Below are 19,320 nucleotides of genomic sequence, written 5' to 3' on the forward strand. Positions count from 1 at the left end.
TCGCCACCTCATCAGGAGATTGACCATGACTCGCATGACAGCAAAAGACTTCGATCAGGAACTGCTGGATCTGTACGACTATTATGCGCACGGAAAGATCACCAAACGCCAATTTCTGGACCGCGCCGGAAAATTCGCGGTTGGCGGCTTAACGGCTGCCGCGTTATTGAACATGCTCAGCCCGAACTATGCGCTGGCACAGCAGGTGTCGTTCAACGATCCCGATATCCACGCAGACTACATAACCTACCCCTCTCCGAACGGAACGGGTGATGTCCGAGGCTACCTTGTTCGTCCCGCTGGTGTGGAAGAACCCCTGCCCGGGGTGCTCGTGATACACGAAAACCGCGGTCTGAATCCCTACATCGAAGATGTGGCGCGACGCTTGGCGAAAGCAGGCTTTATGGCACTGGCTCCTGACGGCCTAACGTCGGTTGGCGGATACCCCGGCAACGACGCAGATGGGCGCGAGTTGCAGAAGACAGTCGACCGGGTCGAGCTGATGAATGACTTCTTCAATGGCTTCGAATACCTGTTGAACCGGGAAGACTGTACTGGGAAAGTTGGCGCTGTAGGTTTCTGCTATGGCGGTGGTGTGGTCAGCGCAATTGCCGTGGCCTACCCCGAATTGGCAGCCGGCGTGCCATTCTACGGCCGCCAACCGGCCTCCGAGGATGTGGCTAGAATTCAGGCACCGCTACTGATTCAGATGGGAGAGCTTGATGAACGCATCAACGCAGGTTGGCCGGAGTTCGAAGCTGCGCTGCAATCCAACAATAAGGTTTACGAGGCCTACATCTACGAGAATGCCAACCACGGCTTTCATAACGACAGTACGCCTCGGTATGACGAGGAAATGGCAAACTTGGCCTGGGACCGCACCATTGATTGGTTTGACACCTACCTAAAGTCCTGAACTGAGTTCGCGGAATGGCGAAGCGACGGCAAAAAATCTGTCGTCGCTTCGGTGTTCAAAAACTTCGAGAGAGCGTCATCAAACAAACTCAAAGCATTCTCGGCCAGCCCCAAATAGCTGCCTTTTTGCTGCACCAAGCTCGCGCCATTCGCCGAGGGTAGCGTTGCATGTCAGCTTCAAGGTGTCTCGATTAGTAAGAGATCGCTCCTGGTTGAAGTGATTTTAGAGGGCGGAGTGAACGGCCGCGAGCTTTTGCAATTTTGCATCCGACTTACTGGCTGCATAGTAATTCGAGAACGGTTGTTTTGGTCCGTGACCCGGTCATACCGGATCGCAATCTCGCTGCGTTCTGCCTGAACGTCCGCATTTTCCTCTATCATACAGCGGGTGATTTTCGGCGATGCGGTGGGTAATCTTGCTGCGAGCGCTCGCTGCGTAAATTCTTCACTTCCACGGAGGGCTCGATGCGGTCACTCGCTCTACCGCCACAATTATCCGATTTGCGGACTTTTTCCGTCACTGGCCCGCGTGAACTACTGAGCCGCTTGTGACCCATCCGTCGGATACGCACAGTGTGCGGTTCACAATTGAATTAAGTTATTCCCCAACATTGGGATAAATGAACCCGTTCACCGGGTAGAAGCTGCCATACCGGCCCGGATGGCTTTCAACGCGGACCAATGTCCAATCATTGTTTTTGGATACATCCTTGACGCCCATTTTCAATGATACCTTGTTGCGGTGCCAGTTGGCGTGGTTCACGATGACTTCTCTGTCAGTGACGACATCGGATACGACGGCCACGTGACCAAGCGGCATCCCTCGGGTTGCTCGAAATGACATGACCGCACCAACAACCGGTTCATTGCCTCGCTCAAAAGTATTGCGCGCCTTCCCCCACCAGTCCTTGGCGTTTCCGCGAATATCGATACCGCTGAGGTTACGTGCGTAGGGTACGCACCATACCCTTTGCCCTCGAGCTTGTTTTTGAGAGACCTCGCGCAACGCCATGGCCTGACGTTCTGGATCGAGATCCGCGTCGTTTGAGCCCTGAGCGCAGGCAGAAACAAGAGCAATAAGCCCCATCGCAAACGCAGCGCGAGCAGCACCGGGCAAGCGCGGCCGTTTCGTATTCGTTTTGCTGTCGCTGTTTTTCAAGAAATTACATTGACGGTTTGTGGAGTTGACTAGTTTTATGGTGATCTTGTGGCTTATGAAAAGAGCCCGGCCTGTTTCCCGGCAGAAATTTGCCAGTTGATATTCATCCTCGATGGGCCGAGCGCGAGACTTTATAAAGTCAGCTTTCTGCGCACAGCCGCCGTCGGTCGATCGCGCAGCATCGGTCACTTGGGGCTCGTAGCGGTCATTTGTCGCATTCGCCATGAGCAACTGCTTTGCGGACTCTTCGGTCATTCGCATGCAATTACCAGTGTCTATCTTGACCCTTGGCAAATGGCTCAGGCCAGATTGTTCTTGTGCGCTTTGCCATTCTTCATAATCACATCGAAATTGTCCGCAGAGCCCATGACCGTAAGGTCGGCAATAGGGTCGCCGTCCACGAGCAGAATATCGGCGTAGGCTCCGGGTTGGATGACACCGACTGGACCAGCCTGATATGGATTACGCGGGCCGGTCAAGTCCCAAAGCTGACCATTCAGACCAGTTGCCTGCCGCAAAATCTCGGCGTTGCTGAACCATGGCGTCCTGAGCTGCAATTCCTCCAACTGCGTTGCTTTCGTTTGCCTCGATCCGACGAAGTCTGTTCCGAGTGCAATTTTAGCTCCGGACTCTCGCGCTAATCGAAGCATGGCGTCGAGACCATCAAACGCCATCTTTTGGCGCTCTGCCTGGGCGGGTGTGAACCCTGCCGGAATTTCTGCTGCAAAAAAGCCAACCTGGGTTGAAAGCCAGACCCCTTTTTCCACGGCCAACTCCATCGACTCAGGCGTCATGAGGTTGCAATGTTCAATACATTGGTAACCTGCCTCAATGGCGGCCCGAACCGATGTGTCCATGTATGCGTGCGAGGTCGCGTAAGTGTTCCAACGTTTGGCCTCCTCTACTGCTGCTTCGAGTTCTGCCGGCGAATACTCGTTGATATCCAATGGGTCGTAGAGGCCAGTCACGGCGCCGCCTGAAAAGACTTTGATGAAGTGCGCACCCTGCCGGAACTGCTCGCGTGCAGCCGCCAGAACTTCAGGAACCCCGTCTGCGAAAAGTGTGATCCCAAGTCGCTCCGCTTCTGTGAACGGCGGCCCGCCGAAGGCTCTCGGACGCACGGATCGCGGCCGAAGGTCGCCATGACCGGCGGTCATTGAAATCGCAGCGTTCGAGGCCTGAATACGTGGGCCGGGGTGAAGCCCTTCATCTATGGCGCGCGCCACACCGAGAATGCCGCCACCGGTATCGCGGACACTGGTAAAACCACGCATCAGGGTGGCTTCACTTTCGCTCAATGCCAATGCAGCAATGTAATCTGGACGTGCTGTCAGGAAGCCAGCAGGGTCCTGGTTCCACTGAAGGTGCACATGCATGTCGAGGAGCCCCGGCATCAAGGTCCGTCCATCTCCATCGATGCGCGGCACCTCTGGCGCGGCATCAATAGCGGGCGAGACATCCTTGATCATTTCCCCTTCGACAAGAACGCTCGTGAGTTCGGTCAACTCATCGGACATCCCGTCATAAACACGCACGTTCGTGAAGAGCGTTGCATCTGGAGCTTGAGCTCGGGCTCGCGCCGGCACCAGCGCCAGCGCAGCGGTCGATGCAAGGCTGGACAAAAATACGCGTTTGGAGATCATAACTGAACCCTCAAGATGGCGAAGAAGTTATTGAAGGCTAACTCAGGCTCACCTGTAAAACCATCTGGTAAACCTAATGAAGAGGGTGACGTAAGGTATCGAGCTATTTGGGCGTTAAACTGAAGGTAATCCTACGTAGCAAGAACGCCCGCTTTGGGCTCGTAGCGGTCTTCCGGCAAGACTCAGTGTATGACTTCTCCGCGGACAGAAGCTGCAATCCCAATCATATCGGTAAAGCTTGCTTCCAGACAGAAACGGAAATTCGCATAAGCATCTGGAAAAAAACACGGAACTGACAGGGTCGCAATCCAATTCATTGTTTCAACGTTGATCCTGAAGACGCCGGATGTAGTCGCTGACGATCTCTTCCCAGAGCATCGGCCACCACAATACCCAATGACCTTTGTTGTAGCCAGGAACGGCCACGATATGAGTCTCACTATTGGCACCCATCGCTTCCATTGCGGTGAGGTTGGATAGGGAATGCTCGATGCTGTAGAACATGTCATCTTCCCCATAGATGGAAAGCACCGGCCCATCGAATGTTCCAATACGTCGAAAGAGCGTCGGATTGATTTGGGGATCACCGGAGCCCTCTGCCATCCATCCCCCAACGAAGTTGATCACACCAGCGGTGTTTCCCGGATCGTCGCCGGCCTGCATAAGGGCAACAATGCCCCCGCGCGAGAAACCAATCAGTAGAACCGATCCATCACTCACATCCGGTCGTTCCTGCAACGCATGCAGCGCTGCTTTTGCATCCATCAGCGCACGTTCCGCCCCTGCCAAAGATAGCCGGGCCTCCGTCGAATAGCCCTCGGTCCGATCTTCAGCGAATCCCTCGTCATACAATCCGTCGGACCCGCCCCGACCGCGGCGCTGTGGGAACGCGGCGATCCAACCGTGTGAGTTCAGAACGTCCGCAAGCCAGTCGTTGGAAAAGAACCTATCAAAGGCCTGCGGATCGGTTCCAGAGCCGGTTGAGCCGTGATGAACCAGAGCCAACGGGAAAGGCCCATCACCAGGAGGTCGATAGATAGCCACAGCAAGCTCGACTGTTGCGCCGTCCTCTCGGAGTTCCGTCGTAAGGAAGTCTCGCGTTCCAACCTCAAACCACTGGCGGTTCGCCGTCGCGAGGACCTCTGAGAGGGTTTGTCGCTCGAGTATTGCAACGCGATCCTCGGATGGATAGATGCCCCGCAGTCGCCCCGTACCCGAAATTGAATAACGCGCCGCGAAATCGTTGTCGGTGAACACCAAAGTGTTCCCATCTAAACGCGCTTTGCTCCGGAACCAGTTTCCGCGGCCATTCTGGCCACGTCCGACCGAGTAAACAACATTGAACAACCCATCCTCATCTCGGCTTTCGACGACGAGGATATGACTTCTCCAAGAGTCCCATCTCCCCGTCCAAATTCCAAGAAAAGGAGAATCTAGCGTTACATCAATTGCAATGTCGGCAGGAAGCGGGGCGTCCCCGATGAGAACGGAGTCTTGCGCAAAAGACTGAGTGGCCAAGACAACGAGTGTTGCGATGGCAAGAGAAAAGCGCATGACGAATGCCCCGATTCTGTACGTGATACGAGTCCATCCTTTTTTAGCACAGTACACGGTGCGTTTAGTGCAACTCATCTCTCTGGACTGCCAAGCCTGATACTCACCATCTTGTGAAGCATGGTTGGCATGGCCTTTGGTTCCCACTTGCACGCGTGCAAGTGGTCCTTTGCACACGCGAATTCTCAATGAAGCAAGTCCTGGCGTCGCAACGCGGCGGGAAACTGGCCTTTCGATTGTCGTGCAGCCATTTTTAAGAGGTGAGGTTACAAGTTTTGGACTGAGCTTCCGTGACCGAAAATTTGACTAGTCGTCCAGACCTGAAACAAGGGACTTTAGTCGGAGAATTGCCCCTTTGCTTATGCGAGCCCGATCAACTGTAAGAGAAAAGCCTTCATCCTCCTCGTGAATAATGCGGCTATCGCGGTCGGCATTTTCATAAATAGCGGTCGCAGCATACGTCCGAATGGGGTTCTGAAATCCCTTCACTCGAACAGGCTCTCGTTCCTCGACCGGAAGCCAGTCTTTTACCAAAGAATAGGTTTCGGCAGCGAGTAAGAGACCTCCTGGATCACACTCGGCCTCAAGTCTCGCAGCAAGGTTCACTTCGCGTCCGATAGCAGTGTAGTCCATCCGGTCTTCCGAGCCGAAGTTTCCAATAGTGCAGTAACCAGTGTTTATGCCCATGCGAGCGCGAAATGGTCGATCGATCAATCCTTTGCGCTGCCATTCCGTTTGCAAGTGGCCAAGCTTGCGTTGCATATCTATTGCCATTCGCACACATGCAGCGGCATCTTCTTCTACCCCGAGGCTTTCGGGTTCGCCAAAGTACAGCATCATGGCGTCACCGACAAACTTGTCGAAATATGCGCCGTGCTTCAGGGCGATTTCGGACATTGCTGAAAGATACTCATTCAACAAAGTAGTCAACTCCTCGGCTTCGAGATGATCTGTGATTTCGGAGAAGTCGACGATGTCTGAGAAGAAGATCGTGAGCTTACGGCGGCGGCTTTCGATAGCCGCGTGTTGGTCGCCGGCAATGATTGACTCGTAGAGTTGGGGTGGCATGTATTTGGCAAGCTGTTTGGACACGTGTGTCAAAGTGTCATTCGCCTCACGCATCTGGCTCAGCAAGTGCAAGTTGTCCAAGGCGATGTTCGCTTGTGCCGCAAATGTTGTGAGAATATCGAACTGCTCTTTTTGAAGTCTTCCGGTTGAATGCCTCAACACGGCGAGAGCTCCAACAGTTTGTCCTCCTTGTGAAATCGGCACCATGGTGACTGCCTGAAACCCTGAGGCGAGGAAGTTTCCAGCCCCTATACGAAACCTGTTTTTCGATGCAGCGACGTCCGGCAGATCAATCGCCTCGCCGTTCAAAATGACATGGCCATGGATTGTTTCTGGATGAAGTGGCGCCGGAAAGCGACGCCGCCAAGCCTCGACGCCACCCGGTTCGGGACCAGAAATTGCTCCCAAAATCAGTTTGTCGCCGTCCTGTAATCCAATGCTGACTGTCGACTTTGGGAACAGCGTTTGACCCGCTTCAACAATCGAGTTGAAGACAGGCTGAGGGTCTTTGATAGAGCTGTTGACGACCTCCAGGATTTTGGCGGTCGCCTTTTGCCGATCCAGCGCCTCCCGCAACCGGAGTTCCAAGGCCGCCAAGTCCTCAGCCTTCGGTTCGTTCAGACCAAGGACGCGTTCTGGCAGCGATTTTCCCCTACCCTTCGACATCCTGATCCTCCCGTTCGCGATTAGCCGTCGACCAAGTCATAGTGCTTGATGGATCGAGACTCGACGAGGTCTGCTTCTATTGGATCGATGTGCGGGCTTTGATAGTCTTCGCCCACAAACGACTTCCGTGCCTCCAGGCTCTCCCAAACCATAACGAAACTGAACTCTCGTGGCGCATCCTCTCTCGGCGCACCCGGAAAAAGGTGCACGATTCCAGGGGTGCTTTTCATCAACGGGATCGCAGTGTCGCGAAAAAAGCGGCCAAACTCCTCTTCTTTTCCCGGCCGCGTTGTCACCTGAAAAATGCGCATGATCATACATCCGTCCTCCAAAAGATGCGGTTTCTGAATGTATGTGTGCCTCACACGATCCAGCTTAGCATACTCGATGGCGAGTGTCAGATTATGGCTCCGAGCCGTCTCTCGGTGAGTTCAGTTCAGCAAACGCCTTGCAGACGAAGCTGCCTAATATTCAGCTTGTTGGTATGTCTGATAACGGCCCAAGGCGGACATTGGGGGAATTTTGGCTCGGTGCGGTCAACAGCTGTTTTTGGCGTAAGTGGCTGATACGGGGTAAAGCTCACACAGTCTTCTTCGTGTTGAATGGTCGCTACAGAGAACTGAAGAAGTGCGCCAAATCACTTGTCAACTGTTGTGTTGTGCCCGCAGTCATCCTATGTGCACTTCATCTGAAATGGAGATTTTATGTCCCGGTAAGGAAGGGAGGCAGCGCGCCTCCCGGAGCATATTCAAGATCTGAAGCACCGCCGTCGCTTTGTTGCGGACGGAGTTCTTCGATGTGAGCACTCTTTCCTACCATCAGCGCCCAAATCTGACCTGGGCCGGAGACATGAAAGTGAACACCCTATGACCAGGGATTACTCCGATTTCCTTCCGCTTCGCGCACGCGACGCCGGATCGCACGCCAATCTCAGCCCCCTTCAGGCATTGGGATGGCAAACGTATTTCGCCCAACAGATCAGCGTAGAAGACTTGTCGGCGACACCTCCCGTTCGCGTTGTTGAAGTGCATCGCAATGGGCTGCATGTCGTCGGTGACGGCATCGATACGATAATTCCGCCTGGAGCCGATGCAACTGTCGGAGACTGGCTGATGCTGGACGCAACACGCCCGAGATCCAGTCGGGTTCTTGAGCGCACAAGCCTCATTAAGCGGCGCGCGCCCGGAACCGACCGGCAGGAACAACTGATCGCGGCGAACATTGATACGGTCTTTATCGTCTCGTCTTGCAATCAGGACTTCAAGGTGGCCCGGCTGGAACGCTATGCAGCTCTGGCTTTTGAGGCACGGATGACACCCGTCATCGTCGTGACAAAGACCGACCTCGTGACGGAGCCGCAAAACTATATCGAAGCGGCCCGCGCGGTATCGGACATGATCGACGTGGTCGCCCTTGACGCCCGCGGAGACGCGCCCCGGACAAAACTGCTTCCCTGGTGCAAGCCCGGCAAGACTGTGGCGTTTCTCGGCTCATCTGGTGTCGGGAAATCGACGTTGGCCAATGCGCTGCTCGAGAGTCAGTCCATTGAAACCCAGACCATTCGTGAGGACGACGCAAAGGGGCGGCATACAACAACGCGGCGCGAGCTTCATGCGATGCCCAATGGCTGTCTGGTCCTGGACACTCCGGGCATGCGGGAACTGCAGCTCACCGATGCAGCGGAAGGTATCAACGATCTTTTCGCCGACATTCAGGAGTTGGCCACGCAGTGTCGATTCAAGAACTGTCAGCACGATTCTGAGCCGGAATGCGCTGTTCTGAAGGCTCTCGATGAGGGCGTTCTTGACGGCGATCGGCTTCGCAGATGGCGCAAGCTCATGGCCGAAGACGCGTTTAACTCCGCGAGCCTTGCGGAACGCAGGTCGCGCGACAAGGCGTTCGGGAAGATGGTCCGCGGTGTCAAAAAACTCAAAGATGTCAAGAAGTAAGGCGATGACACAGTCGAAAGCTGGTCAAATCGTATGGCATGACCTTTTCACACCGGACAGGGCGAGTTCAATGGCATTCTACCAGCACGTCGCCAACTGGACTTATGAAGTCGAGCGGGCATCGGATTTTGCATGGGGTGGCGGCGAGCAGGATTTCGTCCTCGCACTCTCCGGTGACAAAGCGGGCGCGGGTTTAATCGAGACGCCTCCGGAGCAAGCGAATGGCTGGGTCGCTTACATCGAGGTCCCCGACGTGGACCTGGCGACCAAGCGCGTCGACACACTCGGAGGCAAGGTTGTTCGGGAGCCATTTGAGGTGCCGGGCGTCGGGCGCAACGCACTCGTTCGCGATCCGCTCGGTGCTCTAGTGGGGATTGCGCTGTCTCGGCACAGTTTCCCCGTGCCGAGACAGCAGTTCGGCCCTGAAATGTATATCGGCAACGGTAATGACTTTCCGCAAGCGTTCTACTTCGAACTCTTCGGATGGCAGGTGTCTCCCGTGCGGGACCAGGGTTGCGCCACTTTCCTTGGGCCTCAGGGCCGTCTTGTTGCAATCCAGCATGCGGCGACTTGGTCAACTGCCTCAAACGCATCTTGGATCCCGTGTATCAAGGTTGCTTCAGTCCCTGACGCCTTCCGTGCTGCTGAAACCAAAGGCGCACGTCCGGCCTCCTTGAATGTAAGCGAAAGCGTTCAAGCTCAAATCTCCATCCTGTGTGATCCGGACGGAGTGCCGTTTGCGTTCGGCGGCGAGTCGATAAACCCTTCCTAGCCACTCGCAAATTCTTCTCAGGAACTGCAGAGCGGATATTTTCCGCTCTGCAGGGTCCGGAACTCAGCGCTTATGCGTGCTATTGGACAGTGTATTGGTCGGGATCCAGCCGCCGACTTGTTTCTGATGTCAGTTCTCGGGTGCTTTGTTCCGGCACAGAGAGTATGTGCCGTAGCCGCTCGGTTTGAGACCAATGGCCGACACCCAGTCCCCAACAAGTCGCGCGTACTGCCGTGTCGAGATGTGTGGTGAGGCGTGGAAAGCTGTCTTTCAAGGGATATCCTGAATTCTGAAGTCGCAAACCGCATTACTGCCGTCGGCTGCGACTTCGACACAGATGAGTCACTTAGGCCTGAGAATGGGGTTTGTTTTGGGTCACTCGGCGGCCACCATCACGCTTTTTGCGACGCAGACCTCATTGACCGAGATTGCATTTCATTCAGCTTCGTCCGGGTCCGAAGTTGGGTCGATAACGAGTACCAGACGCTTTGCGATGGGGCCAACTCAAGTCGGTGTTTGAGTTCAAACTACCGTTGATTGCTTGCGCGAGCACCTCTCAAACAACTACTTCTGGAATAACCGATGCAAAACCAAACCGTTAGGGTTATGCCAATTGCTTCAGCCGTGGCATCAAGTCCAAGAGTTCCCGTGTATACGGATGCTCTGGTGCTTCGAACAACGAGTCCGTCTCCTGAACCTCAAGCAGCTTCCCATGTCGCATCACGCCCACCCGGTCACACATCTGACGTACGACCGGGAGATCATGGCTGATAAAGAGCATAGTCAGGCCCAGATGTTCTTGCAGGTCTTTGAGAATGTTCAGGATTTGCGCCTGAATGGATACGTCCAGGGCGCTGGTCGGCTCATCGCAGATCAGAAAACGGGGCTGAGTTGCGAGGGCGCGAGCAATACAAATGCGCTGACGCTGCCCACCAGAAAACTCGTGTGGATACTTACGCCACGCGTCCTTGGCCAGGCCAACCCAGTCAAGCAATTCGCGCACGCGCGGTTCAATAGCGGGCTTGGGCAGGATTTTGTGATGATGAATGGGCTCAGCCACGAGGTCCCCGACCCTCATGCGGGGGTTAAGGCTGGAGAACGGGTCTTGAAAGATCATCTGGATCTGGCGGCGGTAGGCTTGCAGGGCCTCTGCCTCCATCACTGTGACGTCTTCGCCATCAAAGATCACCCGCCCACCGTCCACGGGATAGAGTGTTCCAATCATCCGGGCGACTGTGGACTTGCCAGAGCCACTTTCGCCGACAAGGCCGAAAACCTCTCCGTCGCGAATGTCGAAACTCACTTGATCGACGGCAGTGAAGTACTTGCGTTGCGATGGCAGCAGCCCGCCTTTTTGCAGGAACGTCTTAGTTATGTTTTCGATTTCCAGCAGTTTGCCGGATTTCGACAGATCGGTCTTGTCCCAATGGGCCGCCAGATCTTCGATCTTGAAGGTTCTTTCCCGCTCGCCATAATTGACCACTGGGAAACGCTCGACTTTGGTATGCGGCCGCGGCACGGCGGCAATCAGAGATTTGGTATACTCATGTTTCGGTGCGCCGAGGATCTGATCAGTCGTACCGCTTTCAACCACATGACCGGAATACATCACGGTCACCGAGTCGGTGGTGTCGGCGATAACGCCCATATCGTGGGTGACGAGGATCACGCCCACCTGACGCTCTTTCGCCAGTTCCTTGATCAGATCCAGCACCTGCGCTTGGACAGACACATCCAAGGCCGTTGTGGGTTCGTCCGCGATCAGAACGCTGGGCTCGGTACAGAGTGCAAGCGCGATTACCACCCGCTGACGCATCCCGCCGGAAAACTGGTGTGGATACTGGTTGAAACGGTCCGCCGGGTCTGGGATGGACACTCGATCCAGCAGCGCAATGGCGCGCTTTTTGGCCTCGGAAGCCGAAAGGCCGAGGTGCAGCTGGATCGTCTCGACCAATTGCTCACCCACGGTGAACAACGGGTTCAGCGAGGTTAACGGGTCCTGAAAGATCATGCCGATCTCTTTGCCTCGGATTCGGCGTTTGTCCTCGGCGTCCAGTTCGTCAATCCGGCGACCGTTCAGCCAGACCTCACCTTCGGAGACGTGGGCCGGGGGATCCAGCAGGCCGATCACGGCATTGCCGGTCATGGACTTGCCAGCACCGCTTTCGCCGACGACGCCTCGGATTTCGCCAGGATGCAGGTCGTAGGTCACATGCTCGACCGGCTTAAAGATGCCGTGGCGAGTGGGGATTTCCACTGTCAGGTTGCGGATCGAAAGAACTGGATCGGTCATTTCAGCCTCGGGTTCAGAACGTCACGCAGCCAGTCGCCCAGCAGGTTTACACTCAGCGCCAATGCCAGCAGGGTGCATGCCGGGAAGAACAGAATCCACCACTCACCCGAGAACAGGAAGCCCTGCCCGATGCGGATCAGCGTCCCCAGCGAGGGCTGTGTCGGTGGCGCGCCAACGCCAAGGAAACTAAGCGTCGCCTCGGCAATGATAGCCAGCGCCAATGAGATAGTCGCGATCACCAGCACCGGTGACAGCACATTGGGCAGGATATGGCGCAGCATGATGGTCAGCGGGCTTTGCCCGATGATGCGAGCGGCGGCGACGTAATCCTTGTTCTTCTCAACCAGCGTTGCGCCCCGAACTACCCGAGCAAACTGCACCCAATCGGACAGTCCAATGGCCAGAATCAACACCCAAATCGCCATCTGGTCGCGATACTCCACCGGGGTAATGCCTTTGGCGATCCCAAAGATCAGCATGGCCAGAAGGATCGATGGGAAAGTCAGCTGCACATCCGCCGTGCGCATGATGATGGTTTCGGTCCACCCGCCGAAATACCCCGATAGCAGGCCCAGTATGATCCCAAGAACCATCGCGAACAGAACGGCCGCCACCCCAACGAATAGCGAGATCCGCATTCCGTAGAGGATGGTCGAGAACACATCGCGCCCCTGATCGTCTGTGCCCATTACGAAGGTTTCGCCTGTAAAGGCATTGGGTTCCATCGGCGGGGTGAAGCCATTCATAAGGTTCAGGCTGGCCGGGTCAAACGGGTTTGTCGGCGCAATCAGTGGTGCGAGGATCGTGGCTAGGATCAGGATCAATGCCACCGTCGCCGACACCATGGCGACAGGCGAGCGGCGGAAGGCGTAGAACTGGTCGCTATCCAGAATGCGTTTCACACGGCTCATGCGCTGACCCTCAGGCGCGGGTCGATAAAGGCGTAAAGGATATCGACCGCAAGGTTGATGGTGACAAAGATGACCGAGATCATCATCAAGTATGCTGCCATGACAGGGATATCCACGAATTGGATTGCATTGATGAACAGAAGGCCCAGGCCCGGCCACTGAAACACTGTCTCGGTGATGATGGCAAAGGCGATGATGGCGCCCAGTTGCAGGCCGATAATGGTAATGACCGGGACCATAGTATTCTTCAGCGCATGGCGGAAATTGATGGTCCGGTCACTCAGCCCACGGGCGCGGGCAAAGCGGATATAGTCTTGCCGGAGTACTTCCAGCATTTCGGAGCGCACCAGCCGCATGATGAGGGTCATCTGGTATAAACCCAATGTAATCGCGGGCAGGATCAGCGCCTTGAGGCCACTGCTTGTCAGCAAGCCGGTGCTCCACCAACCCAGGTCTACGACTTCTCCGCGTCCAAAGCTGGGCAGCCAGCCAAGTTCGACCGAGAAGATGTAAATCAACAGGATCCCGATCAGGAACGTCGGCAGGGACACCCCGATCAGAGAGGCTGACATGATGAAATTCGCTGCAAACCCGTCTCGCCGGATTGCGGTGAACACACCCAGCGCGATGCCCAAGACTATGGCAAACACGGCTGAGACCAGCGCCAGTTCCAACGTTGCCGGAGCGCGTTCGGCCAGGATTTCCGCGACCGGACGCCCTTGACGGAAGCTGACGCCGAAATTGCCCTGTACCGCTTCCTGCAGAAACTTCACATATTGCACCGGAAACGGCTGATCGAGCCCCAACTGCGCCCGCAGACGTTCCACATCTTCCATGGTCCGCTCTTGTCCCAGCATATTGTCGATCGGATCGCCGACAAAGCGGAACATGGAAAAGGCGACCAGGCCCACTACGAACAGAACCAGCGCCGACTGAGCCACACGCCTGATAATGTATGACAGCATTTAGTTGACCGTTACCCAGCGCAGAAGGAAGAAGTTGTCGGGCCGTTGTGTCAGCTCGATATTGCTGCGCGCGCCCCAGACCAACGGTTGAACGTATAGCGGTACATAGGCCACCTCGTCGTGCAGGATACCTGCCACCTCGTCCAGCATTGCCTGACGTGTGGGTTCGTCAATCTCGGACTGGATCAGCGGCAGCAATTCATCCACGCGAGCGTTCGAATAGCCGCCAAAATTCCACGAACCCAACTTCTTTTCCTCATTTGGGGTCGAAGCGAGGAAACGCACGGGATGCTCGGCATCGAACGTACCGGGTGACCAACCCAACAGATACATATCAAAATTGTCGGCCCGCAATTCAGGCCAGTAGTTCTGAACCGGCATCGCATCGAGCGTCACGTTCAGCCCGGCCTGAGACAGCATGGCGGTGATCGCCTGGCAAACGGCTTCGTCGTTCAAGTAGCGATTGTTGGGGCACTTAAAGCTGATCTCGGCCCCCTCAGCGCCAGCCTCAGCCAGCAAAGCTTTGGCACTCTCGGGATCGTAGCCATAGGGATCCGCATTCGCAGCCGAATAGCCACGCATCGCAGGACTGACCAACTGGCTCGCCACCTCAGCATTGCCACGCATGATGGTTTGCAGGATAGCGGGAACGTTTACTGCCTTTGCTACCGCCTCGCGGACGCGCACATCTCGGAACAGGTCCGAGCCACCCTGCCCGGCTTCACTCGCGCCTTCCTGCTGATCAAAGCCCAACATGATCACGCGCGCTTCGACGCCCTGAATGACCTTCACATCCGGATTGCCTTGCAACCGAGCCACATCCTGAATTGGGACCGGGTTGATGAAGTCCACATCTCCAGACAACAAAGCCGCCAGAGCGGTCGCCGGGTTTTGGATTGGCACCAGTTCAGCGCGGGTCAGGTTGTGTTCTGCTGTGTCCCACCAGCCGTCAAACGGTTCCAGAACAGTGCGCAGGCCCGGCTCTCGCGCGGTAACTCGGAAAGCACCGGTGCCATTGGCGTTCAGGGTCGCATAGTTGCCCGTTTCTTTGTAAGGCAGTGCTGCGTCGTTTGCCTCAGCCCAACCGCTATCCATGATCATCCAGTTGGCAATGCTGTCCGGGAAAATCGGGTTCGGCGCGGTGGTCATGACATCGACGGTGTAGTCGTCGACCTTCACCACCTCGCTGACGGGCGCGAACCAGCTGCGGGTGTCCGAATTTTCGTCAGACGCCCGCTGGTACGAGAAGATCACGTCATCCGCATTGAATTCAGAACCATCATGAAACGTTACGCCCTCGCGCAGTTTGAACCGCCATCCAGCTCCGTCCCCGATGGTCTCCCAACTCGTGGCCAGCGCCGGTTCAATGGTCATGTCCTTGCCCCGGCGCACAAGCCCTTCGTAGACATTGTTCAAGAAACCTAGAACCGGGGCAGAGTTGACAGCATGAGGATCCATTGTTTGCGGGTCCGTTGTAACGGCAAACGTGAACTCTTCGCCTGCGACGGGCAAGGCAAGCGCGCAGAATAGCGCGGCAGTGGTCAGACGTTTCATGATAGCTCCCACTCTTTGGTGGCGGGCCTCGCATCCCGAGGCCCGGCCACGTTTCTTAGTTCAGGCCAAAATGCTTGACCATAGGCTGATCTTCGGGATCAACGTTGATGTCCAGGTTTTCAGCCATACCCCAGTTCAACACTTGATGGTGGATCGGAATATACAGCTGTTCATCCTGCACCACGCGCCAGATCTCGGCGATAGCCTGATCTCGCGCGACGAGATCTGTGTTCGAGGCCAGCGACTTGATCTTGGCATCCAACTCATCATTGTCATACCCGGTGCCGTTCCATGTTCCAATGTCGCTTTCACGGCCATGGACCAGGAAGTTGAAGATGTATTCCGAGTCATACGTCGGAACGCCCCAGCCCAGCATGTAGAAATCGGTCTTTCCGTCCGTGATCAGCGGGAAATGTTGTGCTTTCGGTTTGGCATCCAGATTCACAGTGATGCCAATCTGACCCAGCATCCCGACAGCGGCCTGACAGATCCCTTCGTCATTGATGTACCGGTCGTTGGGACAATCCAGCCGGATTGAGAAACCGTCCGGATAACCCGCTTCGGCCAAAAGCGCCTTTGCACCTTCAATGTCCGTGCCGCTTTCACTGTCCATCTCGGCAGTCCAGCCGTTCACGAACGGCGGGGCGATCATCCCGGCGGGTTGCGACTGACCGCGCATGACCACCTGTTGGATGGCATCTCGATTGATCGCTTTGGACATGGCCCGACGAACGCGGACGTCGGCAAGTGGGTTCTTGCCATCGACGTTATCCGCCTCGATGTCGTCCGCGCCCTGGTTCATGCCAAAGAAGATCACCCGGTTTTGCGGCGCTTGTTTGACGACCAAACCGTCGACGGCATTCACCCGGTCCAGGTCCTGCACCGGCATATCCTGAAGGAAGTTCACCTCGCCCGACAGCATCGCCGCAACGCGGGTCGCGTCATTCTGGATCGGGGTATAGATGATTTCGCTGATCGCCATCGGGAACTGATCACGCCCCCAATAATCTTCGTTCCGCTCCATCACCGTTTTGACGTCCGGTTCGCGGCTGACCAGTTTGTAGGGGCCGGTTCCATTCACATTGACGGTCGCAAAGGTGATCTCACCGCCTTCAAAATCCTGAACGTTGACCGCGTTATTCGCCTCGGTCCAGCCTTTGTCCATGATGAACAGGTCGGTGAGGTTCGCAGGCAGAATGGGGTTCGGACCGTCCGTCTCGATCTCGATCGTGTGGTCGTCGACAGCGCGTACCTCGACAATCGAATTGATCAGTTCTTTCATGTCCGAGTTAGGCTGCTTCGCACGGTTGATGCTGAACACCACGTCTTCTGCGGTGAAATCGGCGCCGTCATGGAATTTCACGCCCTGACGCAGGTTGAACACCCAGACATTCGGATCGCTCTCGCTGGGGGCCCAATCAGTCGCAAGCGCAGGCTCAAATGCACCGCTCGTATCGCGAATGATCAGAGGTTCATACATCTGGTGGCGCACGGTATGCGTTGGCCCTTCGTTCTGCGAATGCGGGTCAAGCGTCAGCGCATCCCCCGAGCGCGCCCAACGCAGAGTTTCGGCACTGGCCAAAGACGTCGTCGTCATCAACAGCGTCAGTACGAGTATTGGATTTTTCATTATTTTCTCCCATGTTGCAGTCGTTTAACCGCATTGAATTCACGATACTGTGTCGCAAATTTCTGTTAACGTTATGGTTGCGGATAGCATACCAACTGCGAATGCATGTCAATCGTTCAACTCGGTGCTGATTTGCTAAACGTAAGCGACCCGGGATTTTAGAAGGACAGCCACTCTCCCAAAAAACACCGCATCAAGTGTCTATTACTCAGACGAGAGGAACACAAACCGCAATAATCAAGCAGAGGTGGTTCTACTTTTTTGACCATTTTGCAGCCTAGATTAAGGTGTATCTTGGTTTCGTTTCAGGCTGCCGTTTTCTTGGATTCAGGTTTGGTCACATAAGCCTCGTTCGGGGTCAAGATGCCGTGGGTCGAGTGGGGCCGATCAGCGTTGCAATAGTCGATCCAGCGCCCGTTTCCCTCCCGTGCCTCTGAGCCGGTCTCAAACGCGTTCAGGAAAACGCATTCGTATTTCAGCGACCGCCACAGCCGTTCGATCATCCGGTTGTCGACCCGGCTCCGGCGCAGAGCTTCCCTGTTACCGTGAAAAAGTTTCCCGGTTCCACAGTTTAGGGAGTTTTGGGGCGTAACTTATTGATATCATAACATTACCACAAAGGCGCAATCAGGAATTTCCGCCAAAGATGCCGAAATTCACTGTAAACTCCCAGCAATCAGGGAAAACCCGCGCAAAGCAACCCCGCGAAAATACGGAACCGAGACTGGCGTCAGAACCGTGCCATAGTTGTACTTTTTGGAATCTTCCCTGATCGAGGCAGAGCGGCACAGCCCACGGCAATACACACAGAAACCCGTGCCGAAAAAATCAGTGGAGAAAGGCGGGAGTGAGTGGCGGTGCTGTCAGACGAATTCGAACCAGTCTCAGTTTACCGCGAAAACCGCGAACCTATCCGGAACAAAGTTGACGCCACTCGCTAAGAGCGGCGGTGCGTGTCTGCTTGAAGGAGTCTCGGCTGGCTAGCGATCTTTCCTGGTTGAAGTGGTTGTACACGGAGGAATGGACGGAGGCGAATTTCTGTAGACTTCGCATGCGCCTGAAACGCTGCATCGCGCGTTCACGTCGTCGAAACGGCAGGTGCGAATTCTCGACGCGGTTGTTTAGCAACCTGCCCGTCTGTTGTTTTTTGAGAGCACCCAAATCTCTAAGGGCAGCCTTGTAGGAAGCGAAGCGATCTGTGACGATCTCTTCGGCGCAGCCGTGCCGCTTCATCAATTTCTTGAGAAATTTCAGTGCTGCAGCTTTGTTACGGCGCTTCGTTACAACTGCTTCCAGCACCTCGCCTTCGTCATCCACAGCGCGCCAAAGATAATGCCGTTTGCCATTCACTTTCACAAAGACCTCGTCCACGTGCCACTTCCGTTTTGAAAAGGTTCGGAGTTGCTGCACACGCTACCGTCTGATCTCAGCGGCGAACATCGGGCCGAACCTATTCCACCAATAGCGGACTGTCTCATGGCTTACATCAATCCCACGTTCATGCAGGAGATCTTCGACATTCCGAAGCGAGAGTGGAAATCGGATGTACAGCATCACCGCCAGGCGGATGATTTCGGGGCTGGTTTTGAAGTATTTGAAGGAGGCAGGTTTGGTCATTCCTAAATGCTATGCAACCGCCCTGCCCCGCTCAAGCAAAGTTCTTCTGACAAGACCTAACTTCCGTCTTTGAGGTTACTAAAAGTATACTGGTTGATAGATTGCCCCTGCGAGATGTAGGTAACCACCGAAGGCGACCCCCAGGCGCTGTAAACCTGAAACTCTGCTGAAGATCCTGACGACAAGCCAAAAGGTGCTGTCAGACGAATTCGAACCAGTCTCAGTTTGCCGCGGAAACCGCGAACCTATCCGGAACAAAGCTGACGCCACTCGCGTAGAGCGGCGGCGCGGGTCAGCTTGAAGGTGTCTCGACTGGCTAGCGATCTTTCCTGGTTGAAGTGATTGTAGACGGAGGAATGGACGGAGGCGAATTTCTGTAGACTTCGCATGCGCCTGAAACGCTGCATCGCGCGTTCGCGTCGTCGAAACGGCAGGTGTGAATTCTCGGCGCGGTTGTTGAGCCACCTGCCCGTCTGTTGTTTTTCGAACGCGCCTATTTCTCTGAGCGCAGCCTTGTAGGAAGCGAAGCGATCTGTGACGACCTCCTTGGCGCAACCGTGCCGTTTCATCAATTTCCTGAGGAATTTTAGTGCTGCAGCCTTGTTTCGGCGCTTGGTGACAACT

Annotated in this window: 14 protein-coding genes and 4 pseudogenes; 3 read left to right on the forward strand and 15 right to left on the reverse strand. The window is 55.5% G+C overall.

The features are described 5' to 3' along the window. The first annotated feature begins 25 nt into the window (after positions 1-25). A complete protein-coding gene (yghX, locus tag ACR0FC_RS07370; RefSeq protein WP_170339342.1) occupies positions 26-916 on the forward strand; it encodes a YghX family hydrolase in 891 nt (296 codons plus the stop codon). Positions 917-994: 78 nt separating this feature from the next. Here the strand turns inward: yghX and ACR0FC_RS07375 are convergent. From ACR0FC_RS07375 to ACR0FC_RS07400, 6 genes and pseudogenes are all read right to left on the reverse strand, one after another. Then, a pseudogene (locus ACR0FC_RS07375) lies at positions 995-1,174 on the reverse strand (hypothetical protein); the annotation flags it as partial. A gap of 339 nt (positions 1,175-1,513) precedes the next feature. Beyond that, the gene (locus ACR0FC_RS07380; RefSeq protein ID WP_367646644.1) at positions 1,514-2,329 is read right to left on the reverse strand and encodes a CHAP domain-containing protein; all 816 of its coding nucleotides are present in this window, start codon (positions 2,327-2,329) and stop codon (positions 1,514-1,516) included. A gap of 44 nt (positions 2,330-2,373) precedes the next feature. After that, positions 2,374-3,717, reverse strand: coding sequence for a metal-dependent hydrolase family protein (locus tag ACR0FC_RS07385; protein ID WP_170339344.1), 1,344 nt, complete (start codon positions 3,715-3,717; stop codon positions 2,374-2,376). Between the two features lie 321 nt (positions 3,718-4,038). Beyond that, positions 4,039-5,271: an alpha/beta hydrolase family protein gene (locus ACR0FC_RS07390; protein ID WP_170339346.1), complete on the reverse strand. Its 1,233-nt coding sequence runs from the start codon at positions 5,269-5,271 to the stop codon at positions 4,039-4,041. Between the two features lie 306 nt (positions 5,272-5,577). Then, positions 5,578-7,005, reverse strand: a complete 1,428-nt coding sequence (locus ACR0FC_RS07395; protein WP_170339347.1) for an adenylate/guanylate cyclase domain-containing protein — start codon at positions 7,003-7,005, stop codon at positions 5,578-5,580. A gap of 20 nt (positions 7,006-7,025) precedes the next feature. Then, positions 7,026-7,322, reverse strand: coding sequence for a putative quinol monooxygenase (locus tag ACR0FC_RS07400; RefSeq protein ID WP_170339349.1), 297 nt, complete (start codon positions 7,320-7,322; stop codon positions 7,026-7,028). A gap of 549 nt (positions 7,323-7,871) precedes the next feature. On the opposite strand from ACR0FC_RS07400, the gene rsgA reads away from it, so the two are divergent. Both rsgA and ACR0FC_RS07410 read left to right on the forward strand, forming a co-directional pair. Then, positions 7,872-8,954, forward strand: coding sequence for a ribosome small subunit-dependent GTPase A (gene rsgA, locus ACR0FC_RS07405; RefSeq protein WP_170339351.1), 1,083 nt, complete (start codon positions 7,872-7,874; stop codon positions 8,952-8,954). 4 nt (positions 8,955-8,958) lie between these two features. Next, positions 8,959-9,726, forward strand: a complete 768-nt coding sequence (locus ACR0FC_RS07410) for a VOC family protein (RefSeq protein ID WP_302476840.1) — start codon at positions 8,959-8,961, stop codon at positions 9,724-9,726. A gap of 135 nt (positions 9,727-9,861) precedes the next feature. Here ACR0FC_RS07410 and ACR0FC_RS07415 read toward each other — a convergent pair. The 9 genes and pseudogenes from ACR0FC_RS07415 to ACR0FC_RS07455 all read right to left on the reverse strand — a co-directional run. Beyond that, positions 9,862-9,987 (reverse strand): annotated as a pseudogene (locus ACR0FC_RS07415) (integrase); the annotation flags it as partial. A gap of 343 nt (positions 9,988-10,330) precedes the next feature. After that, on the reverse strand, positions 10,331-12,019 hold the full coding sequence (locus ACR0FC_RS07420) for an ABC transporter ATP-binding protein (RefSeq protein WP_170339355.1): 1,689 nt from the start codon (positions 12,017-12,019) through the stop codon (positions 10,331-10,333). Beyond that, a complete protein-coding gene (locus ACR0FC_RS07425) occupies positions 12,016-12,930 on the reverse strand; it encodes an ABC transporter permease (RefSeq protein ID WP_170339357.1) in 915 nt (304 codons plus the stop codon). Before ACR0FC_RS07425 ends, ACR0FC_RS07420 begins: the two co-directional genes overlap by 4 nt. Beyond that, a complete protein-coding gene (locus ACR0FC_RS07430) occupies positions 12,927-13,895 on the reverse strand; it encodes an ABC transporter permease (RefSeq protein WP_093964992.1) in 969 nt (322 codons plus the stop codon). The genes ACR0FC_RS07425 and ACR0FC_RS07430 overlap by 4 nt, the downstream gene beginning before the upstream one ends. Beyond that, positions 13,896-15,449 carry an ABC transporter substrate-binding protein gene (locus ACR0FC_RS07435; protein ID WP_170339358.1) on the reverse strand — a complete coding sequence of 518 codons (1,554 nt, stop codon included), beginning with the start codon at positions 15,447-15,449 and terminating at the stop codon, positions 13,896-13,898. Between the two features lie 55 nt (positions 15,450-15,504). Then, entirely contained in the window at positions 15,505-17,079 is a 1,575-nt protein-coding gene (locus tag ACR0FC_RS07440; protein ID WP_170339360.1) for an ABC transporter substrate-binding protein, read from the reverse strand. Positions 17,080-17,384: 305 nt separating this feature from the next. Beyond that, positions 17,385-17,594 (reverse strand): annotated as a pseudogene (locus ACR0FC_RS07445) (integrase core domain-containing protein); the annotation flags it as partial. Between the two features lie 394 nt (positions 17,595-17,988). Next, positions 17,989-18,696, reverse strand: a pseudogene (locus ACR0FC_RS07450) (IS6 family transposase). Positions 18,697-18,941: 245 nt separating this feature from the next. After that, positions 18,942-19,320, reverse strand: a 379-nt coding sequence (locus ACR0FC_RS07455) for a DDE-type integrase/transposase/recombinase (RefSeq protein WP_480656804.1), incomplete at its 5' end; no start/stop codon positions are given.

The organism is Ruegeria sp. BB9 (assembly GCF_056539345.1).

What these genes read in the sequence shown, in the direction of transcription:
- ACR0FC_RS07410 (WP_302476840.1), top strand. Translation starts at nt 8,959, where the DNA reads ATGACACAGTCGAAAGCTGGTCAAATCGTATGGCATGACCTTTTCACA.
- ACR0FC_RS07400 (WP_170339349.1), bottom strand. Translation starts at nt 7,322, where the DNA reads ATGATCATGCGCATTTTTCAGGTGACAACGCGGCCGGGAAAAGAAGAG.
- ACR0FC_RS07390 (WP_170339346.1), bottom strand. Translation starts at nt 5,271, where the DNA reads ATGCGCTTTTCTCTTGCCATCGCAACACTCGTTGTCTTGGCCACTCAG.
- ACR0FC_RS07425 (WP_170339357.1), bottom strand. Translation starts at nt 12,930, where the DNA reads ATGAGCCGTGTGAAACGCATTCTGGATAGCGACCAGTTCTACGCCTTC.
- ACR0FC_RS07380 (WP_367646644.1), bottom strand. Translation starts at nt 2,329, where the DNA reads ATGACCGAAGAGTCCGCAAAGCAGTTGCTCATGGCGAATGCGACAAAT.
- ACR0FC_RS07395 (WP_170339347.1), bottom strand. Translation starts at nt 7,005, where the DNA reads ATGTCGAAGGGTAGGGGAAAATCGCTGCCAGAACGCGTCCTTGGTCTG.
- ACR0FC_RS07385 (WP_170339344.1), bottom strand. Translation starts at nt 3,717, where the DNA reads ATGATCTCCAAACGCGTATTTTTGTCCAGCCTTGCATCGACCGCTGCG.
- rsgA (WP_170339351.1), top strand. Translation starts at nt 7,872, where the DNA reads ATGACCAGGGATTACTCCGATTTCCTTCCGCTTCGCGCACGCGACGCC.
- ACR0FC_RS07430 (WP_093964992.1), bottom strand. Translation starts at nt 13,895, where the DNA reads ATGCTGTCATACATTATCAGGCGTGTGGCTCAGTCGGCGCTGGTTCTG.
- ACR0FC_RS07420 (WP_170339355.1), bottom strand. Translation starts at nt 12,019, where the DNA reads ATGACCGATCCAGTTCTTTCGATCCGCAACCTGACAGTGGAAATCCCC.
- ACR0FC_RS07440 (WP_170339360.1), bottom strand. Translation starts at nt 17,079, where the DNA reads ATGAAAAATCCAATACTCGTACTGACGCTGTTGATGACGACGACGTCT.
- yghX (WP_170339342.1), top strand. Translation starts at nt 26, where the DNA reads ATGACTCGCATGACAGCAAAAGACTTCGATCAGGAACTGCTGGATCTG.
- ACR0FC_RS07435 (WP_170339358.1), bottom strand. Translation starts at nt 15,449, where the DNA reads ATGAAACGTCTGACCACTGCCGCGCTATTCTGCGCGCTTGCCTTGCCC.